The organism is Pseudomonas sp. 14P5.3.2, assembly GCF_057799175.1.
The window spans coordinates 82,472-102,900 of the sequence record NZ_JBYOKU010000018.1 but is presented as its reverse complement, the minus strand read 5'-3'; the positions used below and the strand labels follow the sequence as shown (position 1 = coordinate 102,900).

At 61.1% G+C, this 20,429-nt stretch carries 20 protein-coding genes; 8 read left to right on the top strand and 12 right to left on the bottom strand.

Annotated elements, in window-relative coordinates; translation table 11 throughout:
* Positions 1 to 173: 173 nt before the first annotated feature.
* The 5 genes from AC27VU_RS16545 to AC27VU_RS16525 all read left to right on the top strand — a co-directional run bounded on the left by AC27VU_RS16545 (position 174) and on the right by AC27VU_RS16525 (position 4,442).
* A complete protein-coding gene (locus AC27VU_RS16545) occupies positions 174 to 1,331 on the top strand; it encodes a D-alanyl-D-alanine carboxypeptidase family protein (RefSeq protein WP_003228546.1) in 1,158 nt (385 codons plus the stop codon).
* A gap of 86 nt (positions 1,332 to 1,417) precedes the next feature.
* Positions 1,418 to 1,693: a DUF493 domain-containing protein gene (locus AC27VU_RS16540; protein WP_003228544.1), complete on the top strand. Its 276-nt coding sequence runs from the start codon at positions 1,418 to 1,420 to the stop codon at positions 1,691 to 1,693.
* The gene (lipB, locus tag AC27VU_RS16535) at positions 1,693 to 2,340 is read left to right on the top strand and encodes a lipoyl(octanoyl) transferase LipB (RefSeq protein WP_202370594.1); all 648 of its coding nucleotides are present in this window, start codon (positions 1,693 to 1,695) and stop codon (positions 2,338 to 2,340) included. The genes AC27VU_RS16540 and lipB overlap by 1 nt, the downstream gene beginning before the upstream one ends.
* 25 nt (positions 2,341 to 2,365) lie before the next feature.
* Positions 2,366 to 3,364 carry a lipoyl synthase gene (lipA, locus tag AC27VU_RS16530; protein WP_160768663.1) on the top strand — a complete coding sequence of 333 codons (999 nt, stop codon included), beginning with the start codon at positions 2,366 to 2,368 and terminating at the stop codon, positions 3,362 to 3,364.
* Positions 3,365 to 3,491: 127 nt separating this feature from the next.
* Positions 3,492 to 4,442: a S66 peptidase family protein gene (locus AC27VU_RS16525; protein ID WP_488724462.1), complete on the top strand. Its 951-nt coding sequence runs from the start codon at positions 3,492 to 3,494 to the stop codon at positions 4,440 to 4,442.
* Between the two features lie 126 nt (positions 4,443 to 4,568).
* Here AC27VU_RS16525 and AC27VU_RS16520 read toward each other — a convergent pair whose 3' ends face one another.
* From AC27VU_RS16520 to leuS, 5 genes are all read right to left on the bottom strand, one after another.
* On the bottom strand, positions 4,569 to 5,891 hold the full coding sequence (locus AC27VU_RS16520) for a lytic murein transglycosylase (RefSeq protein WP_003228538.1): 1,323 nt from the start codon (positions 5,889 to 5,891) through the stop codon (positions 4,569 to 4,571).
* Between the two features lie 61 nt (positions 5,892 to 5,952).
* Positions 5,953 to 6,117: an alternative ribosome rescue factor ArfA gene (arfA, locus tag AC27VU_RS16515; RefSeq protein WP_027612891.1), complete on the bottom strand. Its 165-nt coding sequence runs from the start codon at positions 6,115 to 6,117 to the stop codon at positions 5,953 to 5,955.
* Positions 6,118 to 6,317: 200 nt separating this feature from the next.
* The gene (gene holA, locus AC27VU_RS16510; protein ID WP_473018265.1) at positions 6,318 to 7,355 is read right to left on the bottom strand and encodes a DNA polymerase III subunit delta; all 1,038 of its coding nucleotides are present in this window, start codon (positions 7,353 to 7,355) and stop codon (positions 6,318 to 6,320) included.
* A 39-nt stretch (positions 7,356 to 7,394) separates the two neighbouring features.
* Positions 7,395 to 8,000: an LPS-assembly lipoprotein LptE gene (locus AC27VU_RS16505; protein WP_262141406.1), complete on the bottom strand. Its 606-nt coding sequence runs from the start codon at positions 7,998 to 8,000 to the stop codon at positions 7,395 to 7,397.
* A gap of 88 nt (positions 8,001 to 8,088) precedes the next feature.
* Positions 8,089 to 10,695 carry a leucine--tRNA ligase gene (gene leuS / locus AC27VU_RS16500; RefSeq protein ID WP_003228532.1) on the bottom strand — a complete coding sequence of 869 codons (2,607 nt, stop codon included), beginning with the start codon at positions 10,693 to 10,695 and terminating at the stop codon, positions 8,089 to 8,091.
* A gap of 255 nt (positions 10,696 to 10,950) precedes the next feature.
* Here leuS and AC27VU_RS16495 point away from each other — a divergent pair, with 255 nt between their 5' ends.
* A complete protein-coding gene (locus AC27VU_RS16495; RefSeq protein ID WP_003228531.1) occupies positions 10,951 to 11,274 on the top strand; it encodes a hypothetical protein in 324 nt (107 codons plus the stop codon).
* 104 nt (positions 11,275 to 11,378) lie between these two features.
* Positions 11,379 to 12,140, top strand: a complete 762-nt coding sequence (locus AC27VU_RS16490) for a YdcF family protein (protein ID WP_488724461.1) — start codon at positions 11,379 to 11,381, stop codon at positions 12,138 to 12,140.
* Between the two features lie 174 nt (positions 12,141 to 12,314).
* Here the strand turns inward: AC27VU_RS16490 and lnt are convergent, their stop codons facing one another.
* The 5 genes from lnt to miaB all read right to left on the bottom strand — a co-directional run bounded on the left by lnt (position 12,315) and on the right by miaB (position 17,762).
* Positions 12,315 to 13,838: an apolipoprotein N-acyltransferase gene (gene lnt / locus AC27VU_RS16485; RefSeq protein ID WP_262141407.1), complete on the bottom strand. Its 1,524-nt coding sequence runs from the start codon at positions 13,836 to 13,838 to the stop codon at positions 12,315 to 12,317.
* A 14-nt stretch (positions 13,839 to 13,852) separates the two neighbouring features.
* Positions 13,853 to 14,692 (bottom strand): CorC family transporter, encoded by an 840-nt coding sequence (locus AC27VU_RS16480; RefSeq protein ID WP_003228526.1) that lies wholly within the window; start codon positions 14,690 to 14,692, stop codon positions 13,853 to 13,855.
* Positions 14,693 to 14,697: 5 nt separating this feature from the next.
* The gene (gene ybeY, locus AC27VU_RS16475) at positions 14,698 to 15,192 is read right to left on the bottom strand and encodes an rRNA maturation RNase YbeY (protein WP_096795275.1); all 495 of its coding nucleotides are present in this window, start codon (positions 15,190 to 15,192) and stop codon (positions 14,698 to 14,700) included.
* The gene (locus tag AC27VU_RS16470; RefSeq protein ID WP_003228522.1) at positions 15,185 to 16,183 is read right to left on the bottom strand and encodes a PhoH family protein; all 999 of its coding nucleotides are present in this window, start codon (positions 16,181 to 16,183) and stop codon (positions 15,185 to 15,187) included. The genes ybeY and AC27VU_RS16470 overlap by 8 nt, the downstream gene beginning before the upstream one ends.
* Positions 16,184 to 16,433: 250 nt before the next feature.
* Positions 16,434 to 17,762 (bottom strand): tRNA (N6-isopentenyl adenosine(37)-C2)-methylthiotransferase MiaB, encoded by a 1,329-nt coding sequence (miaB, locus tag AC27VU_RS16465; protein ID WP_003228520.1) that lies wholly within the window; start codon positions 17,760 to 17,762, stop codon positions 16,434 to 16,436.
* A gap of 133 nt (positions 17,763 to 17,895) precedes the next feature.
* Here miaB and AC27VU_RS16460 point away from each other — a divergent pair, with 133 nt between their 5' ends.
* Positions 17,896 to 18,225: a DUF1820 family protein gene (locus tag AC27VU_RS16460; protein WP_003185742.1), complete on the top strand. Its 330-nt coding sequence runs from the start codon at positions 17,896 to 17,898 to the stop codon at positions 18,223 to 18,225.
* A 138-nt stretch (positions 18,226 to 18,363) separates the two neighbouring features.
* Here AC27VU_RS16460 and AC27VU_RS16455 read toward each other — a convergent pair whose 3' ends face one another.
* Both AC27VU_RS16455 and hemL read right to left on the bottom strand, forming a co-directional pair.
* A complete protein-coding gene (locus AC27VU_RS16455) occupies positions 18,364 to 18,918 on the bottom strand; it encodes a tetratricopeptide repeat protein (RefSeq protein ID WP_003228518.1) in 555 nt (184 codons plus the stop codon).
* 225 nt (positions 18,919 to 19,143) lie between these two features.
* Complete coding sequence (hemL, locus tag AC27VU_RS16450) at positions 19,144 to 20,427, bottom strand: glutamate-1-semialdehyde 2,1-aminomutase (protein WP_262141408.1); 1,284 nt, start codon at positions 20,425 to 20,427, stop codon at positions 19,144 to 19,146.
* Positions 20,428 to 20,429: the final 2 nt, after the last annotated feature.

Genomic DNA, 20,429 nt, shown 5'->3' with positions numbered 1-20,429 from the left:
GATTGACGGTTCACTTGCGGTTTTGGGGGGTGAACCAGGTTGTTGGCTCGTCGAAGAACAAAAGCCCGGCAAGGGTGACTGGAGTGAGCAACTGAACACGCGATGGCCCGTTAGAAGGCTGTCTGAATAGTTTTGCCCTCGGGCAAGTTTCCATTAGCGATTTCGAGAGACGGATGAACATCACCACCTTTGCCAAACGCCTGTGTCTGCTAGTCCCGCTGCTCCTCTCGCCAGCCGCCTTCGCGGCCGAGATGATGCCGTCGCCACCTCAACTGGCTGCAAAAGCCTACGTGCTCATGGACGCCAGCAGCGGCAACGTGCTGGTGGAGAACAACGGTGACCAGCGTCTGCCGCCAGCCAGCCTGACCAAACTGATGACCGCGTACATCGCTACGCTGGAAATCCGTCGTGGCCAGATCGGTGAAAACGACCCGGTGACCGTCAGCGAAAACGCCTGGCGTACCGGCGGTTCGCGGATGTTCATCAAAGTCGGCTCGCAAGTAACCGTCAGCGACCTGCTGCACGGCATCATCATCCAGTCCGGCAACGACGCCAGCGTGGCGCTGTCCGAGCACATCGCCGGCAGCGAAGACGCGTTCGCCGACCTGATGAACAAGACGGTCGCCGATCTGGGCATGACCAACTCCCACTTCATGAACCCGACCGGTCTGCCGAACCCTGAGCACTACTCGTCGGCTCACGACATGGCGATCCTGGCGCGCGCGATCATCCACGAAGACCCGGCTCACTATGCGATCTACTCGCAGAAAGAGTTCTTCTGGAACGGCATCAAGCAGCCGAACCGCAACCTGCTGCTGTGGCGCGACAAGACCGTTGACGGTCTGAAAACCGGTCACACCGACGAAGCCGGCTACTGCATGGTGTCCTCGGCTGTACGTGATGGCCAGCGTCTGATCGCCGTGGTGTTCGGCACCAACAGCGAAGTGGCCCGTGCTGCTGAAACCCAGAAGCTGCTGACCTATGGTTTCCGTTTCTTCGAAACCCAGACCTTCTACCAGAAGGGCACCGAACTGGCTCAGGCCCCGGTGTGGAAAGGCACCACCAGTCAAGTCAAGGCCGGCCTGGCTGAAGACCTGACCATGACCCTGCCAAAAGGCCAGCTGAAAAAGCTCGCTGCCAGCATGACCATGAACCCGCAACTGACCGCGCCAATCGCCAAGGGCGACGTGATCGGTAAAGTCGAAGTGAAACTGGACGACAAGGTGGTGCACAGCGCCGACCTGATCGCCCTGGACGCTGTCGAGGAGGGTGGTATCTTCCGTCGCATGTGGGATAGCATCCGTCTATTCTTCTACGGCTTGTTCAACTGATTGAGTGTTGACCTGCATGGCCCCGTTCCCATCCGGATCGGGGCCATGTGCGTTACCACGGCTTACGCTTACGAGGCCGTTACGCCATGACCGATACCGAAGTAAAGGCGCCAAAGATCGAATTCCCCCAGGTTGATTATCCGGTTAAGGTAATCAGCGATACAGGCGTCGGGCACAAAGACAAGATCATCGAGATCGTGAAGAAATTCGCGACCATCAACGATGAGCGTGTCGACGAACGCTCGAGCAGCAACGGCAAGTACACCACCATCCAGTTGCACATCGTCGCGACCGATCAGGATCAGCTGTACAACATCAACAGCGAACTGCGGGCGACCGGTTTCGTACACATGGTGTTGTGATGCCGGGCACGCTGGGCTTTCGCGAACTTGGCCAGATGGCTTACGAGCCGGTCTGGCATGCCATGCAACGCTTCACCAACGAACGCGGCAGCGATGCCGCCGACGAAATCTGGCTGGTCGAGCACCCTCCGGTGTTCACCCAGGGCCAGGCCGGCAAGGCCGAACATTTGCTGCTGCCGGGGGATATCCCGGTGGTACAGGTCGATCGCGGCGGGCAGGTGACCTATCATGGCCCCGGCCAGCTGGTGGCCTACCTGTTGCTGGACGTGCGCAAGCTGGGTTTTGGTGTGCGTGATCTGGTCACGCGCATGGAACAGTGCCTGATCGAATTGCTGGCCAGCTACGGCGTGACCGCTGTAGCCAAGCCAGATGCTCCCGGCGTCTACGTCGACGGAGCGAAAATCGCTTCTCTGGGTTTGCGGATTCGCCACGGTTGCTCCTTTCATGGCCTGGCCCTGAACGTGGATATGAACCTGGAGCCGTTTCGACGGATTAATCCCTGCGGCTATGCCGGGCTGGCGATGACCCAGCTGAGCGATCACGCAGGATCGATTGAATTTGCCGAGGTAAGTGCCCGGCTGCGCGCGCAGCTCGTCAAACACCTCGACTATGCTGAGCAGACGACCCTGACGGGCGGAATCGACTGATATGACTACTGATGCAGTGCAAACCATGATCCCGACGCTCGACGTGACCGAGCGCCCGGCCCCGCGTCCCAAGGTTGAAGCCGGCGTCAAGCTGCGCGGCGCCGAGAAGGTTGCACGCATTCCGGTCAAGATCATTCCGACCACCGAACTGCCGAAGAAACCTGACTGGATTCGCGTGCGCATCCCGGTTTCGCCGGAAGTCGACCGGATCAAAAGTCTGCTGCGCAAGCACAAGCTGCACAGCGTCTGCGAAGAAGCGTCCTGCCCGAACCTGGGCGAGTGCTTCTCCGGCGGCACCGCGACCTTCATGATCATGGGTGACATCTGCACCCGTCGCTGCCCGTTCTGCGACGTTGGCCACGGCCGTCCGAAGCCACTGGACGTCAACGAGCCGGAAAGCCTGGCGATCGCCATTGCCGACCTGAAGCTCAAGTACGTGGTGATCACTTCGGTTGACCGCGACGATCTGCGTGACGGCGGTGCCCAGCACTTTGCCGACTGCATTCGCGAGATCCGCAAGCTGTCGCCGAACGTGCAGCTGGAAACCCTGGTCCCGGACTACCGTGGCCGCATGGACATCGCCCTGGAAATCACCGCCGCCGAGCCGCCGGATGTGTTCAACCACAACCTGGAAACCGTGCCGCGCCTGTACAAGGCTGCGCGTCCGGGTTCGGACTACCAGTGGTCGCTGACCCTGCTGCAACGCTTCAAGCAGATGATGCCGCACATTCCGACCAAGTCCGGCCTGATGCTCGGCCTGGGCGAGACCGACGAAGAAGTCATCGAAGTCATGAAGCGCATGCGCGAACACGACATCGACATGCTGACCCTCGGCCAGTACCTGCAACCGTCGCGCAGCCACTTGCCGGTGCAGCGTTTCGTGCACCCGGACACCTTCGCCTGGTTCGCCGAGGAAGGTTACAAGATGGGCTTCAAGAACGTTGCTTCCGGCCCGCTGGTACGTTCTTCGTATCACGCTGACGAGCAGGCGAAACTGGTCAAGGCCGAGCTGCTCGGTTCCTGATCCGGCGCTGATAGCCTCCAAAAATACCCGCCTCGGCGGGTATTTTTGTTTGGGCCTGCCGAGCACTCTTTTGTTTGTCTCTGTACCTGACTACTGTGTGTTCATGAATTCACAGGGAGACCCATGGATGACCGTTCGACCGACTCACACCCTTTTTCCGCATAAGCCTGTGCCGGCGCTGCCGTCCGAAGGGCAGATCGGCGTGATTGCCCCCGCCGGCCCCGGCGCGCTGGACACTGACAAGGCTGTGCAGTGGATGCGTGCCCGCGGCTATGCGCTGAAGGTGTTCCCCGGTGTCTACGAGAAGGACGGCTACCTGGCCGGCAGCGATGACGTGCGCCTCCACGACCTGCACGCCGCTTTCGTCGACCCTGAAGTCGACGCGATCATCTGCCTGCGCGGCGGCTACGGTACGCCGCGCCTGCTGGACCGGATCGATTACGACTTGCTGAGTCGCCACGCCAAGCCGTTTGTCGGCTACAGCGACATCACCGCACTGCATCTGGCAATCAGTCGCTACGCAGGGTTCGTGACCTTCCACGGCCCGCTGCTCAATGCCGATCTGCTGGGCGACAAGGAGCCGCCCACCGTCACCTCATTCTTCGCCATGCTGCGCGGTCAGTTGAAGGCGGGGAGTGTGTTGAGCCATCCGGTGGCTTATCCATTGACCACGGTCGAACCTGGCATCGCTCACGGGCGTTTGCTTGGCGGCAATCTGGCGATGATTGCCTCGACGCTGGGCACACCTTATGAGATTGACGTCGAAGGGGTGATTCTGCTGATCGAAGACGTCAACGAGCCGCTGTATCGGATCGACCGTCTGCTCACGCAGATGCGTCTGGCTGGCAAGCTGGCCAGATTGCGCGGTGTGCTGGTGGGGGATGTCGCCGGGGTGGATGTCGAGGCGTTGAATCGCTTGCTCAAGCAGACCTTCGAGCCGTTGCGGATTCCGGTGCTGTCGGGGTGGCGCAGCGGGCATTGTGATCCGAACCTGACGCTGCCTATGGGGGCGCTGGTTCGCTTGGATGCCGGGAAGAAGGAATTGATGTTGGAACAGGATGTAGTGATCAAACGCTAGGGTTTGGTTGCTAGTGAGTCAGTCTTCGGGAGCAAGCCCCCTCCCACATTTGATTCGTGTCGTACACAGAACCAATGTGGGAGCGGGCTTGCTCGCGAAGGCGGCTTCAGCCATACGACGATCTTTCTATTGGGAGCGCAGGCTCTCAAGCAGCTTATGCGTCGGATATCCGTCCGCCGGCCAGCCAAACGACTGCTGGGCACTGCGGATCGCCTTGCGGGTATTGGCGCCGATAATCCCGTCCGCCGTGCCCGCATCGTAATTACGTGCGCTCAGCAGGTTCTGCAATTCGATGCGTTCGGAACGGCTCAGTGGCAGATCGTCTTTCGGCCAGGTGCCGTTGATCAGGCCTGCGCCATTGAAACGCTCGGACAACAGACTGACCGCCAGTGCATAGGACGACGAGTTGTTGTACTTGAGGATCGCCCGGAAGTTATCGAGGATCAGGAACGCTGGGCCACGGTAGCCGGCCGGCAGCAGCAGGGCGGCAGACAGCTGTTCCGAGCCGGCCGGGGCCTGACCGCCATTGGGCAGGATCACGCCCAGTTGACGCCATTCGGCAACGGTCTTGCGCATCGCGCCATCGGCCAGGGTGTAGTTGAAACCGCTCGGCAGTTGCACCTCGAAGCCCCACGGCTGACCACGCTGCCAGCCTGAGCTTTGCAGGTAGTGCGCGGTGGAGGCCAGCGCATCGGCCGGGCTGCCCCAGATGTCGCGGCGACCGTCACCGTCGAAATCCACGGCGTGGGTGTTGTAGGTCGTCGGAATGAACTGGGTCTGGCCCATCGCACCCGCCCACGAGCCAAGCATCTTTTCTGGCGTGATGTCGCCCTGTTGCAGGATCTGCAGCGCCGCGATCAGTTGTGCATGAGCAAATGCAGGGCGACGGCCTTCGTAGGCCAGGGTCGCCAGCGAGTTGATCACCGATTTGGTGCCCTGGAACTGACCGAAGTTGCTTTCCATGCCCCATACCGACACCAGTGCCTGGCGATCCACGCCATAACGCTGCTCGATGCTTTGCAGGATGTCGGCGTACTGACTGATCAGCGCCTGCCCCTTGCGCACCCGCAGCGGCGACAGGGCGCCGTCGAGGTACTCCCATACCGGACGGGAAAATTCCGGCTGGCTGCGGTCGGCTTTGATCACGCTGGCATCGAAGCTGACATTGGCAAACGCGCGGTCGAACACATCTGCACGGATACCGGCTGCCAGCGCATCCTTGCGGAAACCTGCCTGCCATTCGGCAAAGGTCTGGGTTGGCTGCAAGTCGAGAGAGTCGGCGGACGGCACTACCGGCGGGATGATCGCTGGGGCCGTGACGGCAGGAACGGTCTGTAATGGTTGCGCATCGGCGGCGGTAGGTTTTTCCGCGCAGGCGACAAGCAGAATGAAGCTGGAGGCAGCGATCAGTTGGCGAACGGGCCAACGACGGGAAAGACTGAAGGGCATGCACAGTTCCAGGGGATACGAATCAGGTGCAGACCTTAACATGACCGGGGGGTACTGTGCTTCAGGCAGCCAGAAAGTAAGAAGCCTCCCAGCTATTAGACTGGAAGGCTTCGCGGCGGTAGCTGCCTTTACCCTTGGTTGGTCGTTCCTGGCGGCTGCGGAACAGGGGTTGGGCGATGATGGATTTGGCCTTGTTCGGGCCATGTTTCGATGGCTTTTTGCTCATGATGGATCTCTCGAGTGAGTGGTTTTTGCGGGGGAAATAATCTGCCGATGTTGGACGTCTGTCCAGTCCCTGATATGTAGGAATGTTCTGACGCCTTCGCGAGCAAGCCCGCTCCCACAGTCGATCGCATTCACATGATAGAACTCGGTCGACTGTGGGAGCGGGCTTGCTCGCGAAAGGGCGTTATGCGGTTGAACGTCCTACTCGGCGGGCAGTGAAAGACGCTGGCCGGACATCAACAATGCCAATCGGCTCAGGCTCATCCACGGCGAACCGGCGGCTTGCCCCTTGATCTGCGCATCGATGCGCTGGGCTTCGAGCAGCAACTGCGCCCAGCGTTGTGCCGAATAGCGTTGCAGGGCTTTGCTCATCAGCGGTTTGCGCTTGTCCCAGACCGGTGGTTTCGCCTGGCTGAAGCACTTGTCCAGCGGCGTGCCTTGGCTGTACTGCAGCGAGATATTGGCCAGCAGGCGCAACTCCCGCGCCAGCGCCCAGAGGATCACCGGTGGCTCGACACCTTCACCGCGCAGGCCTTCGAGCATGCGCAAGGCGTGGGCCGGTTCACCGTTGAGCACGGCGTCGGTCAGGCCGAACACGTCGAAGCGCGCACTGTCGGCCACGGCGGCCTGCACCGTTTCGACGGTGATCTGCCCACCTTCGGCCATCAGCTTGAGCTTTTCTATTTCCTGCGCGGCGGCGAGCAGATTGCCTTCGACGCGTGCGGCGATCAGTTCAACCGCGTCCTGGCTGGCCGACAATCCGGCCTGCGAGAGGCGTTGGCGAATCCAGCTCGGCAGCTGATTGGCATCCACCGGCCAGATCTGAATGAACTGGGTCTGCTGGCCTTCGACCAGCGCCTTGCCCCACTTGGTCTTCTGCGCACTGCCATCGAGCTTTGGCAGACTGATCAGCAGCACAGTGTCTTCGGCAGGGCGCGAGCAGTATTCGATCAGCGCGGCAGCACCCTTGTCACCGGGTTTGCCCGAGGGCAAACGCAGCTCCAGCAGGCGCTTTTCAGCGAACAACGACATGCTGGCACCGGCCTGCAGCAAGGTACCCCAATCGAAATTGGCATCGGCGGCGAACACCTGGCGTTCGTCGAAACCTTGCTGGCGGACGGCGCTGCGGATGGCGTCGGCGGCCTCCTGGCACAACAGCGGGTCATCGCCGCTGATGATATAGACGGGCGCAAGAGCGCCTTGCAGGTGTTTGCCGAGTTGAGCGGGAGCGAGCTTCATAAGAGAGGGCGAACGGGGCGCCTGAGCGCCCCGTACGTCTTACTGCTGCGGCAGTTCGAGCGGCGACTGACGCGGCGTTTCCGCTTCAGCCTTCTGTGCCGCCTTCAGCGCGTCGGCTTCAGCCCGGGCGCGATCGTTGGCCGCTTGCTGCAGTTTCTCCAGTTGACCCGGAGTCAGCTGTTGCAGGCGCAGCATCATGCGCTGAACCAGCTCGCGACGAGTTTCGTTGCGGGCGTCGTTGGCTTCCTGATCGGAGCCGACCAGGTTGTTGCCGTCGTGAATGAACACTTTCTGTACTTCAAGCTTGTCGCTCAACAGGTTGAGATTGTGTTCGCCCACGATGTTGTAGTTCAGCACGGTGTTGACCTGGTATTCGCCAGTACGGCCGGCGCCGGCGTAGCTGAGGATGCGCTGGCTTTCCTGCTCGTCAGCCAGATACAGCTTGTACGGTGCACCGCTGTAGACCTTGACGCCGCTGGACTCCAGCACCTGACGCAGCTGGGTGACGGTGTCGCCATAGGCGTTGCGGGCGCTCAGGTCGAGTTCCTTGATTGCCAGTTCGGTGGTGCCAGTGCCACGCAGCTGGAAACCGCAGGCGCTCAGCAGAACAGCGAGGCCCATCACCAGCAGATTGCGTTTGATCATTGTGTTGCTCCCCTTGAAACCATGTGGGCCGACCCTGCGGCCCGAAAGGTTTTACAGTGCGTCAGGCGAACCTGACGCCCAATCCAATTTAGCTGGCGACGATGTTGACCAGTTTCCCCGGTACAACGATCACTTTGCGAATGGTCAGACCGTCGACGAAACGCAGCACGTTTTCGTTGGCGCGGGCTGCCGCTTCGACTTCCTCGCGAGTGGCGCTGGCCGGCATTTCGATCTGGCCACGCAGCTTGCCGTTCACTTGAATGACCAGTTGCAGGCTGTCCTGCACCAGGGCGCTTTCATCGACCGCTGGCCAGCCAGCATCGATCACCGGGTCAGCGTGGCCCAATTGATTCCACAGCTCATGGCTGATGTGCGGCGTGATCGGAGCCAGCAGCAGCGTAACGGCTTCCAGGCCTTCGTGAATCAGTGCGCGATCCTGCTCGGTGCCTTGCGCGGCTTTTTCCAGCACGTTCATCAGCGTCATCACCTGAGCGATGGCGGTGTTGAATTTGTGGTTCTGGCCGACGTCATGGCTGGCCTGCTTGATGGCCAGGTGGATGGCGCGGCGCACGGCTTTCTGCTCGTCGTTCAGGCCGGCGATGTCCAGTTTGCCCGGCAGGCCCTGGGTGACGTGGGCCTGAGCCAGACGCCAGACGCGCTTGAGGAAACGGTGCGAGCCTTCCACGCCGGAGTCGGACCATTCTGCGCTCATGTCCGGCGGCGAAGCGAACATCATGAACAGGCGGCAGGTGTCGGCGCCGAACTGATCGATCATCGACTGTGGGTCGACGCCGTTGTTCTTGGACTTGGCCATTTTCTCGGTGCCACCGATTTCCACCGGCAGGCCGTCGGATTTCAGTTTGGCGCTGATGACCTTGGCCTTGCTGTCACGCTCGAGTTCCACGTCCGCCGGGTTGAACCAGGTGTAGGCACCGTTGGCTTCGCGACGGTAGTAAGTCTCGGCGATCACCATGCCCTGGGTCAGCAGGTTCTTGAACGGCTCGTTGGAGCTGACCAGGCCTTCGTCACGCATCAGCTTGTGGAAGAAACGCGCGTACAGCAGGTGCAGAATCGCGTGTTCGATACCGCCGATGTACTGATCCACCGGCAGCCAGTGGTCAGCCGCGGATTTTTCCACCAGGCCACCTTCGAAGTGCGGCGAAGCGTAGCGGGCGTAGTACCAGGACGACTCGACGAAGGTGTCCATGGTGTCGGTTTCACGCTTGGCAGGCTGGCCGCATTTCGGGCAGCTGCACTCGTAGAATTCCGGCATGCGCGCCAGCGGCGAACCGGCGCCGTCCGGCACCACGTCTTCCGGCAGAACCACCGGCAACTGGTCTTCCGGGACCGGCACGTCACCGCAAGTGGCGCAGTGGATGATCGGGATCGGGCAGCCCCAGTAGCGCTGACGGCTGATGCCCCAGTCGCGCAGGCGGAACTGGGTGCGCGAGGCACCGAGGTTTTTCTTGATCAGTGCAACTTCCATGGCATCGAACGCGCCAGCGAAGTCCAGACCGTCGAACTCGCCGGAGTTGATCAGCGTGCCGTGCTCGCCGTAGGCGTCTTGCCACGGAGCCGGGTTGGTGTCACCGGAGCTGGTGCGCACCACCGATTTGACCGGCAGGTTGTACTTGTGGGCGAATTCGAAATCGCGCTCGTCGTGCGCCGGAACCGCCATCACCGCGCCGTCGCCGTAGTGCATCAGCACGTAGTTGGCGACCCATACCGGGAGTTTTTCACCGGTCAGCGGATGCTCGACGAACAGGCCGGTCGGCAGGCCTTTCTTCTCTTGAGTGGCAACGTCGGCTTCAGCGACGCTGCCGCCCTTGCATTCGGCGATGAACGCTTGCAGCTCAGGATTGTTCTGCGCGGCCTGGGTGGCCAGCGGGTGTTCGGCAGCCACGGCAACGTAGGTTGCGCCCATCAGGGTGTCCGGACGGGTGGTGAAGACCTTGAGGGTGCCTGCTTCGCCGATCGAGTCGACGTTGTACGGGAACTGCACTTCCATGCCGCGGGACTTGCCGATCCAGTTGCGCTGCATGGTCTTGACCTGTTCCGGCCAGCCAGTCAGTTCGTCGAGGCTCTCCAGCAGCTCATCCGCGTAGGCGGTGATCTTGAAGTAGTACATCGGGATTTCGCGCTTTTCGATCAGCGCGCCGGAACGCCAGCCGCGGCCGTCGATCACCTGCTCGTTGGCCAGTACGGTCTGGTCGACCGGGTCCCAGTTCACGGTGCCGTTCTTGCGGTAGATCACACCTTTTTCGAACAGGCGGGTGAACAGCCATTGTTCCCAACGGTAGTAATCCGGTTTGCAGGTGGTCACTTCACGGGACCAGTCCACCGCCAGGCCCAGGCTTCGCAGCTGGGACTTCATGTAGGCGATGTTTTCGTAGGTCCACTTGGCGGGTGCCACGTTGTTCTTCATCGCGGCGTTTTCTGCCGGCATGCCGAAGGCGTCCCAACCCATCGGTTGCAGAACGTTCTTGCCTTGCATGCGCTGGTAGCGGGAGATCACGTCGCCGATGGTGTAGTTGCGCACGTGCCCCATGTGTAGCTTGCCGCTGGGGTAAGGGAACATCGACAGGCAGTAGTAGGTCTCCTTGCCTGGCTGTTCACTGACTTCAAAGGACTTTTGCTCGTCCCAGAACGACTGGGCGGCGGCTTCGATTTCACGGGGCTGATATTGTTCGTGCATGGCTACTTTTGTACTGGATAGGGGTGGCCTAATCCTCTTCAACGCGCCCTCCGGGAATGCTCCGGACAAGCTGGAAGTGGAATTACAGGAAGCGCCGTAGCATACATGACCGCGCTTGGCCTAGGGAAACCCTGATTACAGCTGTCTGGCCCCGGAAAACCGTGGCGAGGGCCGTTGGTCGCGGCGTTCAGCCGGTTTGTGCAGCGAAGCTAAGCTCTTATTGGGGAGTGAGTCTTATCTTCAATGAGGTGAGGGATGGTGGAGCAACGGCAAAAAAACGTGACGAAACCCGAGTTGTACGAACGGTTGATGGATCGTCTGGGCATGGCCCTCGACGCTGCCAAAACCGCTGGCCGGCTGCGCGACGAGCGCCCCCTGGAACTGGAATTGCGTGGCTTGAGCCCCGCCGAGTTCAAACTGGTCAAGGCCTATCTGGATCGCTGTGAACGTGAAACGCATGGAAGCTTGTCTCAGGCAGTGAAGCAGCTCGATGCACCACAATCGGCCAAGGTCATCTGGCTCAAGGACAAGGCGCCCGGCAAAGACACCATCAAGGTTCGCTCTTTGCAGGCCAAGTAAGCGCAAGGCAGCAGGAAACGGATCTTTTTCAACAGGATCCGACCCTATCGGTTGTAACGCTCTATTAACACTCTTAGGCTTCGGGCATCTCTGGAGATGCCCCGATGCCTTTTCGTTACTTCATCAAACAACTTTTATTGCCGCCCGGCATTCTTTTGCTGCTGTTGTTGGTCGCCTGGTGGCTGCGCCGCTCCCGACCGCGGCTGGCCGCTGCGTGTTTCGCCATTGGCCTGGGTGGTTTCTGGCTGATGAGCCTGCCAGTGGTGGTGCAGTGGGGCGCCAAGGCGCTGGAGCGTGAGCCGCCGCTGCCCCGTGACGCGTGGTCGATGCTGGCGCAGCGGGCTGACGCCATCGTGGTATTGGGTTCCGGGCGTGAGCGCGGCGATCTGGCTTGGAACGAGGATCAGCCGACCGGCGTTGGCCTGGAGCGGCAGCGCTACGCCGCGCGGCTGGCCAAGGCGTCCGGCTTGCCGATCCTGACCACGGGTGGTTTGCATTACGGCACACCGCCGACGGAAGCGAAGCTGATGGCCGATTCGCTGCGCGATGATTTCGGCGTGACCACACGTTGGCAGGAGGGCGAGAGCCGTACCACATGGGAGAACGCCAAATTCAGCGCCGATATGTTGCTGCCACAGGGGATCAAACGCGTCGTGGTGGTGACCCAGGCCTGGCATATGCCGCGCGCCGTCTGGTGTTTTCAGCAGGCAGGTTTTGAAGTGGTGCCGGCGCCCGTAGGGTTTCTCGGGACCGACAATGCACGACCGTTTGGTGGCTGGCTGCCGGAGTTCAAATCGATCTGGCAGAGCGGACAGTTGCTGAATGAGGCGGTGGGGCAGGTGGGGTATTCGCTGTTTTACCGCTAAATCACTCAGTGGCAGTGAGGCCTTTTGTGGCGAGGGAGCTTGCTCCCGCTGGCCTGCGCAGCAGGCCTGATCCAGGTAAACGCACTGTCTTAGACAGATCGCGTGCGCTGGATTTACGACTGCTTCGCAGCCGAGCGGGAGCAAGCTCCCTCGCCACAGGTCAGTGACCTGCTTTTAAAGGGTTTTCGACATCCGGCTCGCCATCAGTGCCCAGCCGAACAGCAGCACGCACAGAATAATCAGCGGCCACGAACGCCATTCAAGGTACGGCGTCAGGTTGTGCATCGGCACCACTTCGCCATACAGAATGCCCTGCTCGAACTGCGGAATCTGCTCGGTGATCTGCCCGAACGGGTTGATCAGTCCGGTCACGCCGTTGTTCGTAGCACGGATCATCCAGCGGCCCGCCTCAAGTGCGCGCATCTGCGCCATTTGCAGGTGCTGCAACGGGCCGATCGAGGTGCCGAACCAGGTGTCGTTGCTGATCGTCAGCAGCAGATCGCTGCGTGCCGACAAACCGGCGGCGAACTCCGGGTACACCACTTCGTAACAGATAAACGGCGCGATCTGATAACCCTTGGCCTGCAGCAACGGCTGATCCGCCGGGCCGCGAGCGAAGTCGGACATCGGCAAATCAAAGAACGCGATCAAGCCGCGCAGCAGATCCTGCAGCGGCACGTACTCACCGAACGGCACCAGTTTCTGTTTGAGATAGGTGCCATCGCCTTCGCCGACCACGGTGATGCCGTTGAAGAAGCGTTTTTCGTGGCGCACCGTCTCGCGGATCGGCACCCCGGTGATCAGCGCCGATTTACGCTCGGCGGCGAAGTTACCCATCATGTTCAGGTAGCCCTCGGCGGACTCCTTGAGCACCGGTACCGCGGTTTCCGGCCAGATCAGCAGGTCCACCGGTTTGGAGCGGAAACTCAGGTCGCGGTACAGCGCCAGTTGCGCGTTGAGCTGCGCCGGGTCCCATTTCATGCTTTGTTCGACGTTGCCCTGAATCGCCGCGACAGTCAGCGGTGCACCGGCCGGACTGGTCCAGGCGTGGCCCTTGAGCGCGATGCCCGCCACCCAAGGCCCGACCAGCAACACCAGGCCTGCGGCGATAAAACCTTTGCGAGCGGATTGCAGCAGGCGCGGCGCGTTGTAGATCAGCGCGGCAGTCAGTGCCAGAACGAAGGACACCAGCCACATGCCACCGACCGGCGCGAGCCCGGCCAATGGGCCGTCGAGCTGGCTGTAACCGGAGTAGAGCCACGGGAAACCGGTGAGGAACCAGCCGCGAAAGGCCTCCTGACCGACCCACAGTGCAGCAAACGCCAGCGCATCGGCCAACGGTGCCTCGTTGCGGCGCAACCAGCGCGCCCAGACCCACGCGGGCAGGGCGAAGAACAGCGCGATCGCTGCGGTGAACAGCAGCATCAGGAACCCGGCCAGCAGCACCGAGGCGCCACCGAAGTGGTGAATGCTGTAGTAGATCCAACTGGTCCCGGCGCCGAACAGGCCAAAACCGAAACACCAGCCACGGCCCAGTGCCTGACGCGGTTTCAGCTCGCGCAGGCCAGCATAGAACAGGCCGACCGCGAGCAGGGCCAGCGGCCAGATGTTGAACGGGGCCAGGGCGAAGGTAGTGATTGCACCGGCCGCCACGGCCAGCAGGTTACCGGGCCAGCCGGGGCGGGTTGTCCAGCGCATTTCAGTCCTTAGATTTAACGAGCGATTGGCGTCAGTCGCAGCAAATGAATCCGACGGCTGTCGGCGTTCAGGATGCGGAAACGATAGGCGCCGATTTCAGTGATTTCGTTGCGTTTTGGCAAGTGCCCGAACGCGCTCATCACCAGACCGCCAACGGTGTCGAACTCGTCGTCGGAGAATTCGCTGTCGAAGAACTCGTTGAAGTTCTCGATCGGCGTCAGGGCCTTGATCAGGAAGTCACCGCTGGGCAGCGGCTTGATGTAGCTGTCTTCTTCGACGTCGTGCTCGTCTTCGATGTCGCCGACGATCTGCTCCAGCACGTCTTCAATCGTCACCAGACCGGCCACGCCGCCGTACTCGTCGATGACGATGGCCATGTGGTTGTGGTTGGCGCGAAATTCACGCAGCAACACATTCAGGCGCTTGGACTCCGGCACGAACGTGGCCGGGCGCAGCAGGTCCTTGATGTTGAAGCTGTCGCCGTTCTCCTTGAGGATCAGCGGCAGCAGATCCTTGGCCAGCAGCACGCCCATCACGTCGTCGTGGCTTTCGCCGATGACCGGGTAGCGCGAGTGGGCCGAGTCGAGCACGGCGGGCAGGAATTCACGAGGGGTCTGGGTCGCCTTGATGCTGATCATCTGCGAGCGCGGGACCATGATGTCGCGTACTTGCAGGTCAGCCACCTGAATGGCGCCTTCGACGATGGCCAGCGCTTCGCTGTCCAGCAGTTTGTTCTGATGTGCATCACGCAGCAGCTCAAGCAGCTCCTGACGGTTCTTCGGCTCGTGGGCAAAAGCCTGGGTCAGTTTACCCAGCCATGACTTCTGCCCGTTGCTCGATCGATCTTCGCTCATAGCGATTACTCTGAATCCTTTGTTGTAACGATAGGGGAGGTTTCGGCTTCGTCGTCCGCGTACGGATCGGGATAGCCCAGTTCGGCAAGCAACTCGCGTTCCAGTGCTTCCATTTCTTCGGCTTCGTCGTCATCTATATGGTCGTAACCGAGCAGATGCAAGCAGCCGTGAATGACTAGATGTGCCCAATGGGCCTGGAGTTCCTTGCCTTGTTCGGCAGCTTCGCGTTCGACCACAGCCACGCAGATCACCAGATCGCCGAGCAGCGGGATGTCGAGAAACTCGTCCGGGACTTCGGCCGGGAACGACAGGACGTTGGTTGCGTAATCCTTGTGGCGCCAGGTGTGATTGAGTTCGCGACCTTCTTCCTCGTCGACCAGGCGAATGGTCATTTCCGAGTCGGCGCTGCGCTGGCGCAGGGCCAGTTCGCACCATTTGCGGAAGTCGGCTTCACTCGGGGCGTTCGCTTCGGTAGCGATTTGCAGATCCAGCTCAAGCATCGCGCGAGGTTTCCTTGGCGGCTTCGGCACGGGTCTCGAAGCGCTCGTAGGCCTCGACGATCCGTTGCACCAACGGGTGACGCACAACGTCTTTGGGCTGGAAGTGCGTGAAGCTGATGCCCGGAACGTCCTTGAGCACTTCGATCACATGATGCAGCCCGGACTTGGTGCCGCGCGGCAGGTCGACCTGGGTGATGTCGCCGGTGATGACGGCGGTAGAGCCGAAGCCGATCCGGGTCAGGAACATCTTCATCTGCTCGACGGTGGTGTTCTGGCTTTCGTCGAGAATGATGAAGCTGTTGTTCAGCGTCCGACCGCGCATATAGGCCAGCGGCGCGACTTCGATCACCTGACGTTCGATCAGCTTGGCCACGTATTCGAAGCCGAGCATTTCGTACAGCGCGTCGTACAGCGGGCGCAGGTACGGGTCGATCTTCTGGCTCAGGTCGCCGGGCAGGAAGCCGAGTTTTTCACCCGCTTCAACCGCCGGACGCACCAGCAGGATGCGGCGGATCTGCTCGCGCTCCAGGGCATCAACGGCGCAAGCCACGGCCAGATAGGTCTTGCCGGTACCGGCCGGACCGATGCCGAAGTTGATGTCGTTGCCGAGGATTTCCTTCACGTAGCGCAGCTGATTCAAGCCGCGTGGGCGAATCATGCCTTTCTTGGTGCGCAGGGCAACGGAGGCTTCGGCGGGGGCGTGGTTGTCCAGTTCGACGACGGCCGATTCCTGGAGGAACAGGTGCACCATGTCCGGCGACAGCTCGGTACCCTTGGTTTCCCGGTACAGGCGGCGCAGCAGATTTTCCGCAGACGTGGTGTGCTTGGGGTCGCCGATCAGTTCGAACTGGTTTCCGCGATTGCGGATCTCGATGGCCAGGCGTTGTTCGATCAAGCGCAGGTGCTCGTCGAATTGCCCGCACAGATTGGCGAAGCGGCGAGCCTCAAAGGGCTCGAGGATAAAACGATGTGGTTCTATGGGTGCGTTCAAGGTCGTATTTAGCCGCCCTGGGGCAATTAAGATGAAATCAAGGATAACGCCAGTGGCGTGGGTGCGAAAGCTCTTAAAACGGTCTCACTGGATAACTGTGGCGAGGGAGCTTGCTCCCGCTGGAGTGCGCAGCGCTCCCAAGTCCTCCAGCCTCGATCATTCAGGATGATCGAGGTGTCTGGTTTGCGGCTGCTTCGCAACCGAGCGGGAGCAAGCTCCCTCGCCACAGAGGCACTTTGACGCCTTACGTTTACTGAACCAGCGAGCCGCGCAGCGAGTGCGGTTGCGCCGCGTCGATGTGCACGTCGGCGAACTGGCCGATCAGGGTCGGATTATCGCAGCGGAAGTTGACGATACGATTATTCTCGGTGCGCCCTTGCAGCTCGCCCGGGTCCTTCTTCGAATAGTCGGTGACCAGAATGCGCTGGATCGAGCCGACCATTTGTCGGCTGATCTCGAACCCTTGCTGATTCAAGCGATGCTGCAAGGCGTTCAGGCGTTCTTTTTTCAGCTCTTCAGGGGTGTCGTCGGCCAGATCGGCGGCCGGGGTGCCCGGGCGCTGGCTGTAGACGAAGGAATAGGAGAAGTCGAAACCGACGTCGGCAATCAGCTTCATGGTCTGCTCGAAATCTTTTTCGGTCTCGCCGGGGAAGCCGACGATGAAGTCCGAGCTGATGCAGATCCCCGGTACGGCAGCGCGCAGTTTGCGCAGTTTGGACTTGTACTCCAGCGCCGTGTGGTTGCGCTTCATCGCCGCGAGGATCCGGTCGGAACCCGACTGCACCGGCAAGTGCAGGTGTTTGACCAGCTCCGGCACTTCGGCGTGGGCCTGGATCAGGCTGTCGGAGAACTCCAGCGGGTGCGAAGTGGTGTAGCGAATGCGGTCGATGCCATCGACGGCAGCGACCACACGGATCAGCTCGGCCAGATCGGCCAGGCGCCCGTCGTGGGTCAGGCCGCGATAGCCGTTGACGTTCTGCCCGAGCAAGGTCACTTCACGCACGCCGTTTTCCGCGAGGTGGATGATCTCGGCAATCACGTCATCGAACGGCCGGCTGACTTCTTCGCCACGGGTGTAGGGCACCACGCAGAACGTGCAGTACTTGCTGCAACCTTCCATCACCGACACGTAGGCGCTCGGGCCATCGATGCGCGGCTCGGGCAAGTGGTCGAATTTCTCGATTTCCGGGAACGACACGTCGACTTGCGGCAGCTTGCTGCTGCGTGCCGCGTCGATCATTTCCGGCAGGCGGTGCAGGGTCTGCGGGCCGAAGACCACGTCGACGTACGGCGCGCGATCACGGATCGCCGCGCCTTCCTGGCTGGCCACGCAACCGCCGACGGCGATCACCATGTCCGGATTGGCCAGTTTCAGTTCACGCCAGCGGCCGAGCTGCGAGTACACCCGATCCTGGGCGCGTTCGCGGATCGAGCAGGTGTTGAGCAGAATCACGTCGGCGTCTTCCGCACGCGCGGTGACTTCCAGGGCCTGATGTTCGCCCAGCAGATCGACCATGCGCGAGCTGTCGTACTCGTTCATCTGGCAACCGTGGGTTTCGATGTAAAGCTTCTTGGCCATGGAGTAGGGTCGTCACGTGATTCAAAGAACCGCGCATTATAGGGAACAAGCCCTCAGGTTCCTACCGCTGTGCGTCCGGTGGCTATGCTATAGTTTGCGCCCTCATTTTTATCCCCGATGTTATCCGCCCGCCATGACCAAACGCGAAGCTCCAATCTACAAGGTGATTTTCCTCAACCAGGGCCAGGTGTTCGAAATGTACGCCAAGCAGATCTATCAAAGTGATCTGTGGGGTTTTCTGGAAGTGGAAGAGTTCGTCTTTGGCGAGCGCACGCAAGTGGTCGTCGATCCGAGCGAAGAGAAGCTCAAGGCGCAGTTCGAAGGCGTGGTGCGCAGCTTTGTGCCGATGCATTCGATCGTGCGCATCGACGAGGTGGAGCGTCTGGGCACCCCGAAAATCAGCGAAGCCCGTGGCGCGGTCGGCAATGTGATGCCGTTTCCGATGCCGATGCCTGAGAAGTAAGCCGCAAAACCGAGTCGTCTCATTCGCGAGCAAGTCGAATCGTCGCACCGTCGCTCCCACAGGGGATCTTCTGAACACTGGAGATCTACTGTGGGAGCGAGCTTGCTCGCGAAGGGGCCGGAAAGGTCGGCGCAGAAATCAGGGAAGTGGCGAAAACGGCGTACGCCCATCCGCGCTCTGCAGTTCCATCAGGTATTTACGGAAAATTTGCCCGAGCACCTGGGTCGCGGTTTCGAGGTCTTCGCGGGACATTTTTTCCGAGACTTCGTCGGCGGTGTCCAGCGCATCTTCGGCGCCGTTGACCGCGGCCATCTTCAGCACGATGTACGCCTGAATGTTGTTGGCCTGCACGCCTTCGCCGTGGAAGAACATGGTGCCGAGCTTGAACTGTGCCTGAGCATGGCCTTGCAACGAGGCCTTTTCGAAATAGCTCAGGGCTTGATTGAGGTCGCGCGGCGCATTCTTGCCGTCGTAGTAGAACTCACCCAACTCGTATTGCGCTTGCGCATCCCCTTCATCCGCCGCTTTCTGGCAGGCAGCCAGTGCCTGCGTGACGTCTTGCGGCTGAGTATTGAGGGTGCAACGACCCATCGCCGGGATCAACAACGAGTTGCCGCCTGCTTGTGCATGCGCGAGCAGGGGCTGAAGGAGCAACAGGCAGCCCAAGGCAAGGGTGCGGCCGGTGCGGTTCATGGGAATCGACTTACCTCTGAAGGGCACGCGGACCCATCGAGGGATCCAATAAGCGCGCATTATGAAATAAGCGGGGCCAACCTTACAAAGTCTTTACTCGTTTTTCTGCTGCGCGGGGAATATATCGCCCACTTTCTGGCGGATTTTTAGCAGAGGCGTGGGAAAAACGGCGTGGGTGTAGGTAAAAGCTGACGCTGGCCATGGCCAACGTCAGCGGGACGGCCATTACTTCAGTGCGGCGAAGGCGCGCTCGGCAGCGTCCAGGGTGATTTTCAGCTCGGTTTCGCCGTGGGCGATCGACGTAAAACCGGCTTCGAAAGCGCTCGGTGCCAGATAAACGCCGCCTTCGAGCATCAGGTGGAAGAAGCGCCCGAACATTGCCGCGTCGCTGGCCATCACGTCTTCAAAGGTGACGATGTCGTCGGCGCCGCTGAAGTACAGGCCGAACATGCCACCCGCTTGCGTGGTCACGAACGGAATGCCCGCCGCATCGGCGCGTTGTTGCAGGCCGTCGAGCAGGCGCGTGGTGTAGTCGGTCAGTTCGGCGTGGAACCCCGGACGGCTGATCAGGCGCAGGGTGGTCAGACCGGCGGCCATCGCCAGCGGGTTGCCCGACAAGGTGCCGGCCTGGTACACCGGGCCCAGCGGCGCGATGCGCTCCATGATTTCACGCTTGCCGCCGAAGCAGCCGACCGGCATGCCGCCACCGATGATCTTGCCGAACGTGGTCAGGTCCGGGGTCACGCCGTAGTGCGCCTGGGCGCCGCCGAGGGCAACGCGGAAACCGGTCATCACTTCGTCGAAAATCAGCACCACGCCATGCTTGTCGCAGAGCGAACGCAGGCCTTCGAGGAAACCCGGCGCCGGTGGTACGCAGTTCATGTTGCCAGCGACTGGCTCGACGATGATGCAGGCGACGTCCTGACCGACTTCGGCGAGCATCTTTTCCACTGCGTCGATGTCGTTGAACGGCAGGGTCAGGGTGTGTTTGGCAAACGCTGCCGGGACACCGGCGGAGCTCGGCACACCTTGGGTCAGCGCGCCGGAACCGGCCTTGACCAGCAGGCTGTCGGAGTGGCCGTGGTAGCAGCCTTCGAACTTGATGATGCTGTCCCGACCGGTGTAACCACGGGCCAGACGAATCGCGCTCATGGTCGCTTCGGTGCCGGAGCTGACCATGCGCACCATGTCCATCGACGGCACCAGCGAGCAGACCAGATCGGCCATCTCGGTTTCCATCGCGGTCGGTGCGCCGTAGGACAGGCCGTGTTGCAGCTGATTGCGCACCGCGTCGAGCACATCCGGGTGGCTGTGGCCGAGGATCATCGGCCCCCACGAACCGACGTAATCCACATAGCGCTTGTCGTCTTCGTCGGTGACGTAGGCGCCTTCGGCATGCTTGAAGAACAGCGGTGTGCCGCCCACGCTCTTGAACGCGCGAACCGGCGAGTTCACGCCACCGGGAATGTGTTTCTGGGCATTGGCAAACAGGGTTTCGGAACGAGACATGA

What these genes read in the sequence shown, in the direction of transcription:
- AC27VU_RS16480 (WP_003228526.1), bottom strand. Translation starts at nt 14,692, where the DNA reads ATGAGCGAAGATCGATCGAGCAACGGGCAGAAGTCATGGCTGGGTAAA.
- lipB (WP_202370594.1), top strand. Translation starts at nt 1,693, where the DNA reads ATGCCGGGCACGCTGGGCTTTCGCGAACTTGGCCAGATGGCTTACGAG.
- lipA (WP_160768663.1), top strand. Translation starts at nt 2,366, where the DNA reads ATGATCCCGACGCTCGACGTGACCGAGCGCCCGGCCCCGCGTCCCAAG.
- AC27VU_RS16505 (WP_262141406.1), bottom strand. Translation starts at nt 8,000, where the DNA reads ATGATCAAACGCAATCTGCTGGTGATGGGCCTCGCTGTTCTGCTGAGC.
- arfA (WP_027612891.1), bottom strand. Translation starts at nt 6,117, where the DNA reads ATGAGCAAAAAGCCATCGAAACATGGCCCGAACAAGGCCAAATCCATC.
- ybeY (WP_096795275.1), bottom strand. Translation starts at nt 15,192, where the DNA reads ATGCTTGAGCTGGATCTGCAAATCGCTACCGAAGCGAACGCCCCGAGT.
- AC27VU_RS16490 (WP_488724461.1), top strand. Translation starts at nt 11,379, where the DNA reads ATGCCTTTTCGTTACTTCATCAAACAACTTTTATTGCCGCCCGGCATT.
- AC27VU_RS16460 (WP_003185742.1), top strand. Translation starts at nt 17,896, where the DNA reads ATGACCAAACGCGAAGCTCCAATCTACAAGGTGATTTTCCTCAACCAG.
- miaB (WP_003228520.1), bottom strand. Translation starts at nt 17,762, where the DNA reads ATGGCCAAGAAGCTTTACATCGAAACCCACGGTTGCCAGATGAACGAG.
- holA (WP_473018265.1), bottom strand. Translation starts at nt 7,355, where the DNA reads ATGAAGCTCGCTCCCGCTCAACTCGGCAAACACCTGCAAGGCGCTCTT.
- lnt (WP_262141407.1), bottom strand. Translation starts at nt 13,838, where the DNA reads ATGCGCTGGACAACCCGCCCCGGCTGGCCCGGTAACCTGCTGGCCGTG.
- hemL (WP_262141408.1), bottom strand. Translation starts at nt 20,427, where the DNA reads ATGTCTCGTTCCGAAACCCTGTTTGCCAATGCCCAGAAACACATTCCC.
- AC27VU_RS16455 (WP_003228518.1), bottom strand. Translation starts at nt 18,918, where the DNA reads ATGAACCGCACCGGCCGCACCCTTGCCTTGGGCTGCCTGTTGCTCCTT.
- leuS (WP_003228532.1), bottom strand. Translation starts at nt 10,695, where the DNA reads ATGCACGAACAATATCAGCCCCGTGAAATCGAAGCCGCCGCCCAGTCG.
- AC27VU_RS16545 (WP_003228546.1), top strand. Translation starts at nt 174, where the DNA reads ATGAACATCACCACCTTTGCCAAACGCCTGTGTCTGCTAGTCCCGCTG.
- AC27VU_RS16520 (WP_003228538.1), bottom strand. Translation starts at nt 5,891, where the DNA reads ATGCCCTTCAGTCTTTCCCGTCGTTGGCCCGTTCGCCAACTGATCGCT.
- AC27VU_RS16540 (WP_003228544.1), top strand. Translation starts at nt 1,418, where the DNA reads ATGACCGATACCGAAGTAAAGGCGCCAAAGATCGAATTCCCCCAGGTT.
- AC27VU_RS16525 (WP_488724462.1), top strand. Translation starts at nt 3,492, where the DNA reads ATGACCGTTCGACCGACTCACACCCTTTTTCCGCATAAGCCTGTGCCG.
- AC27VU_RS16495 (WP_003228531.1), top strand. Translation starts at nt 10,951, where the DNA reads ATGGTGGAGCAACGGCAAAAAAACGTGACGAAACCCGAGTTGTACGAA.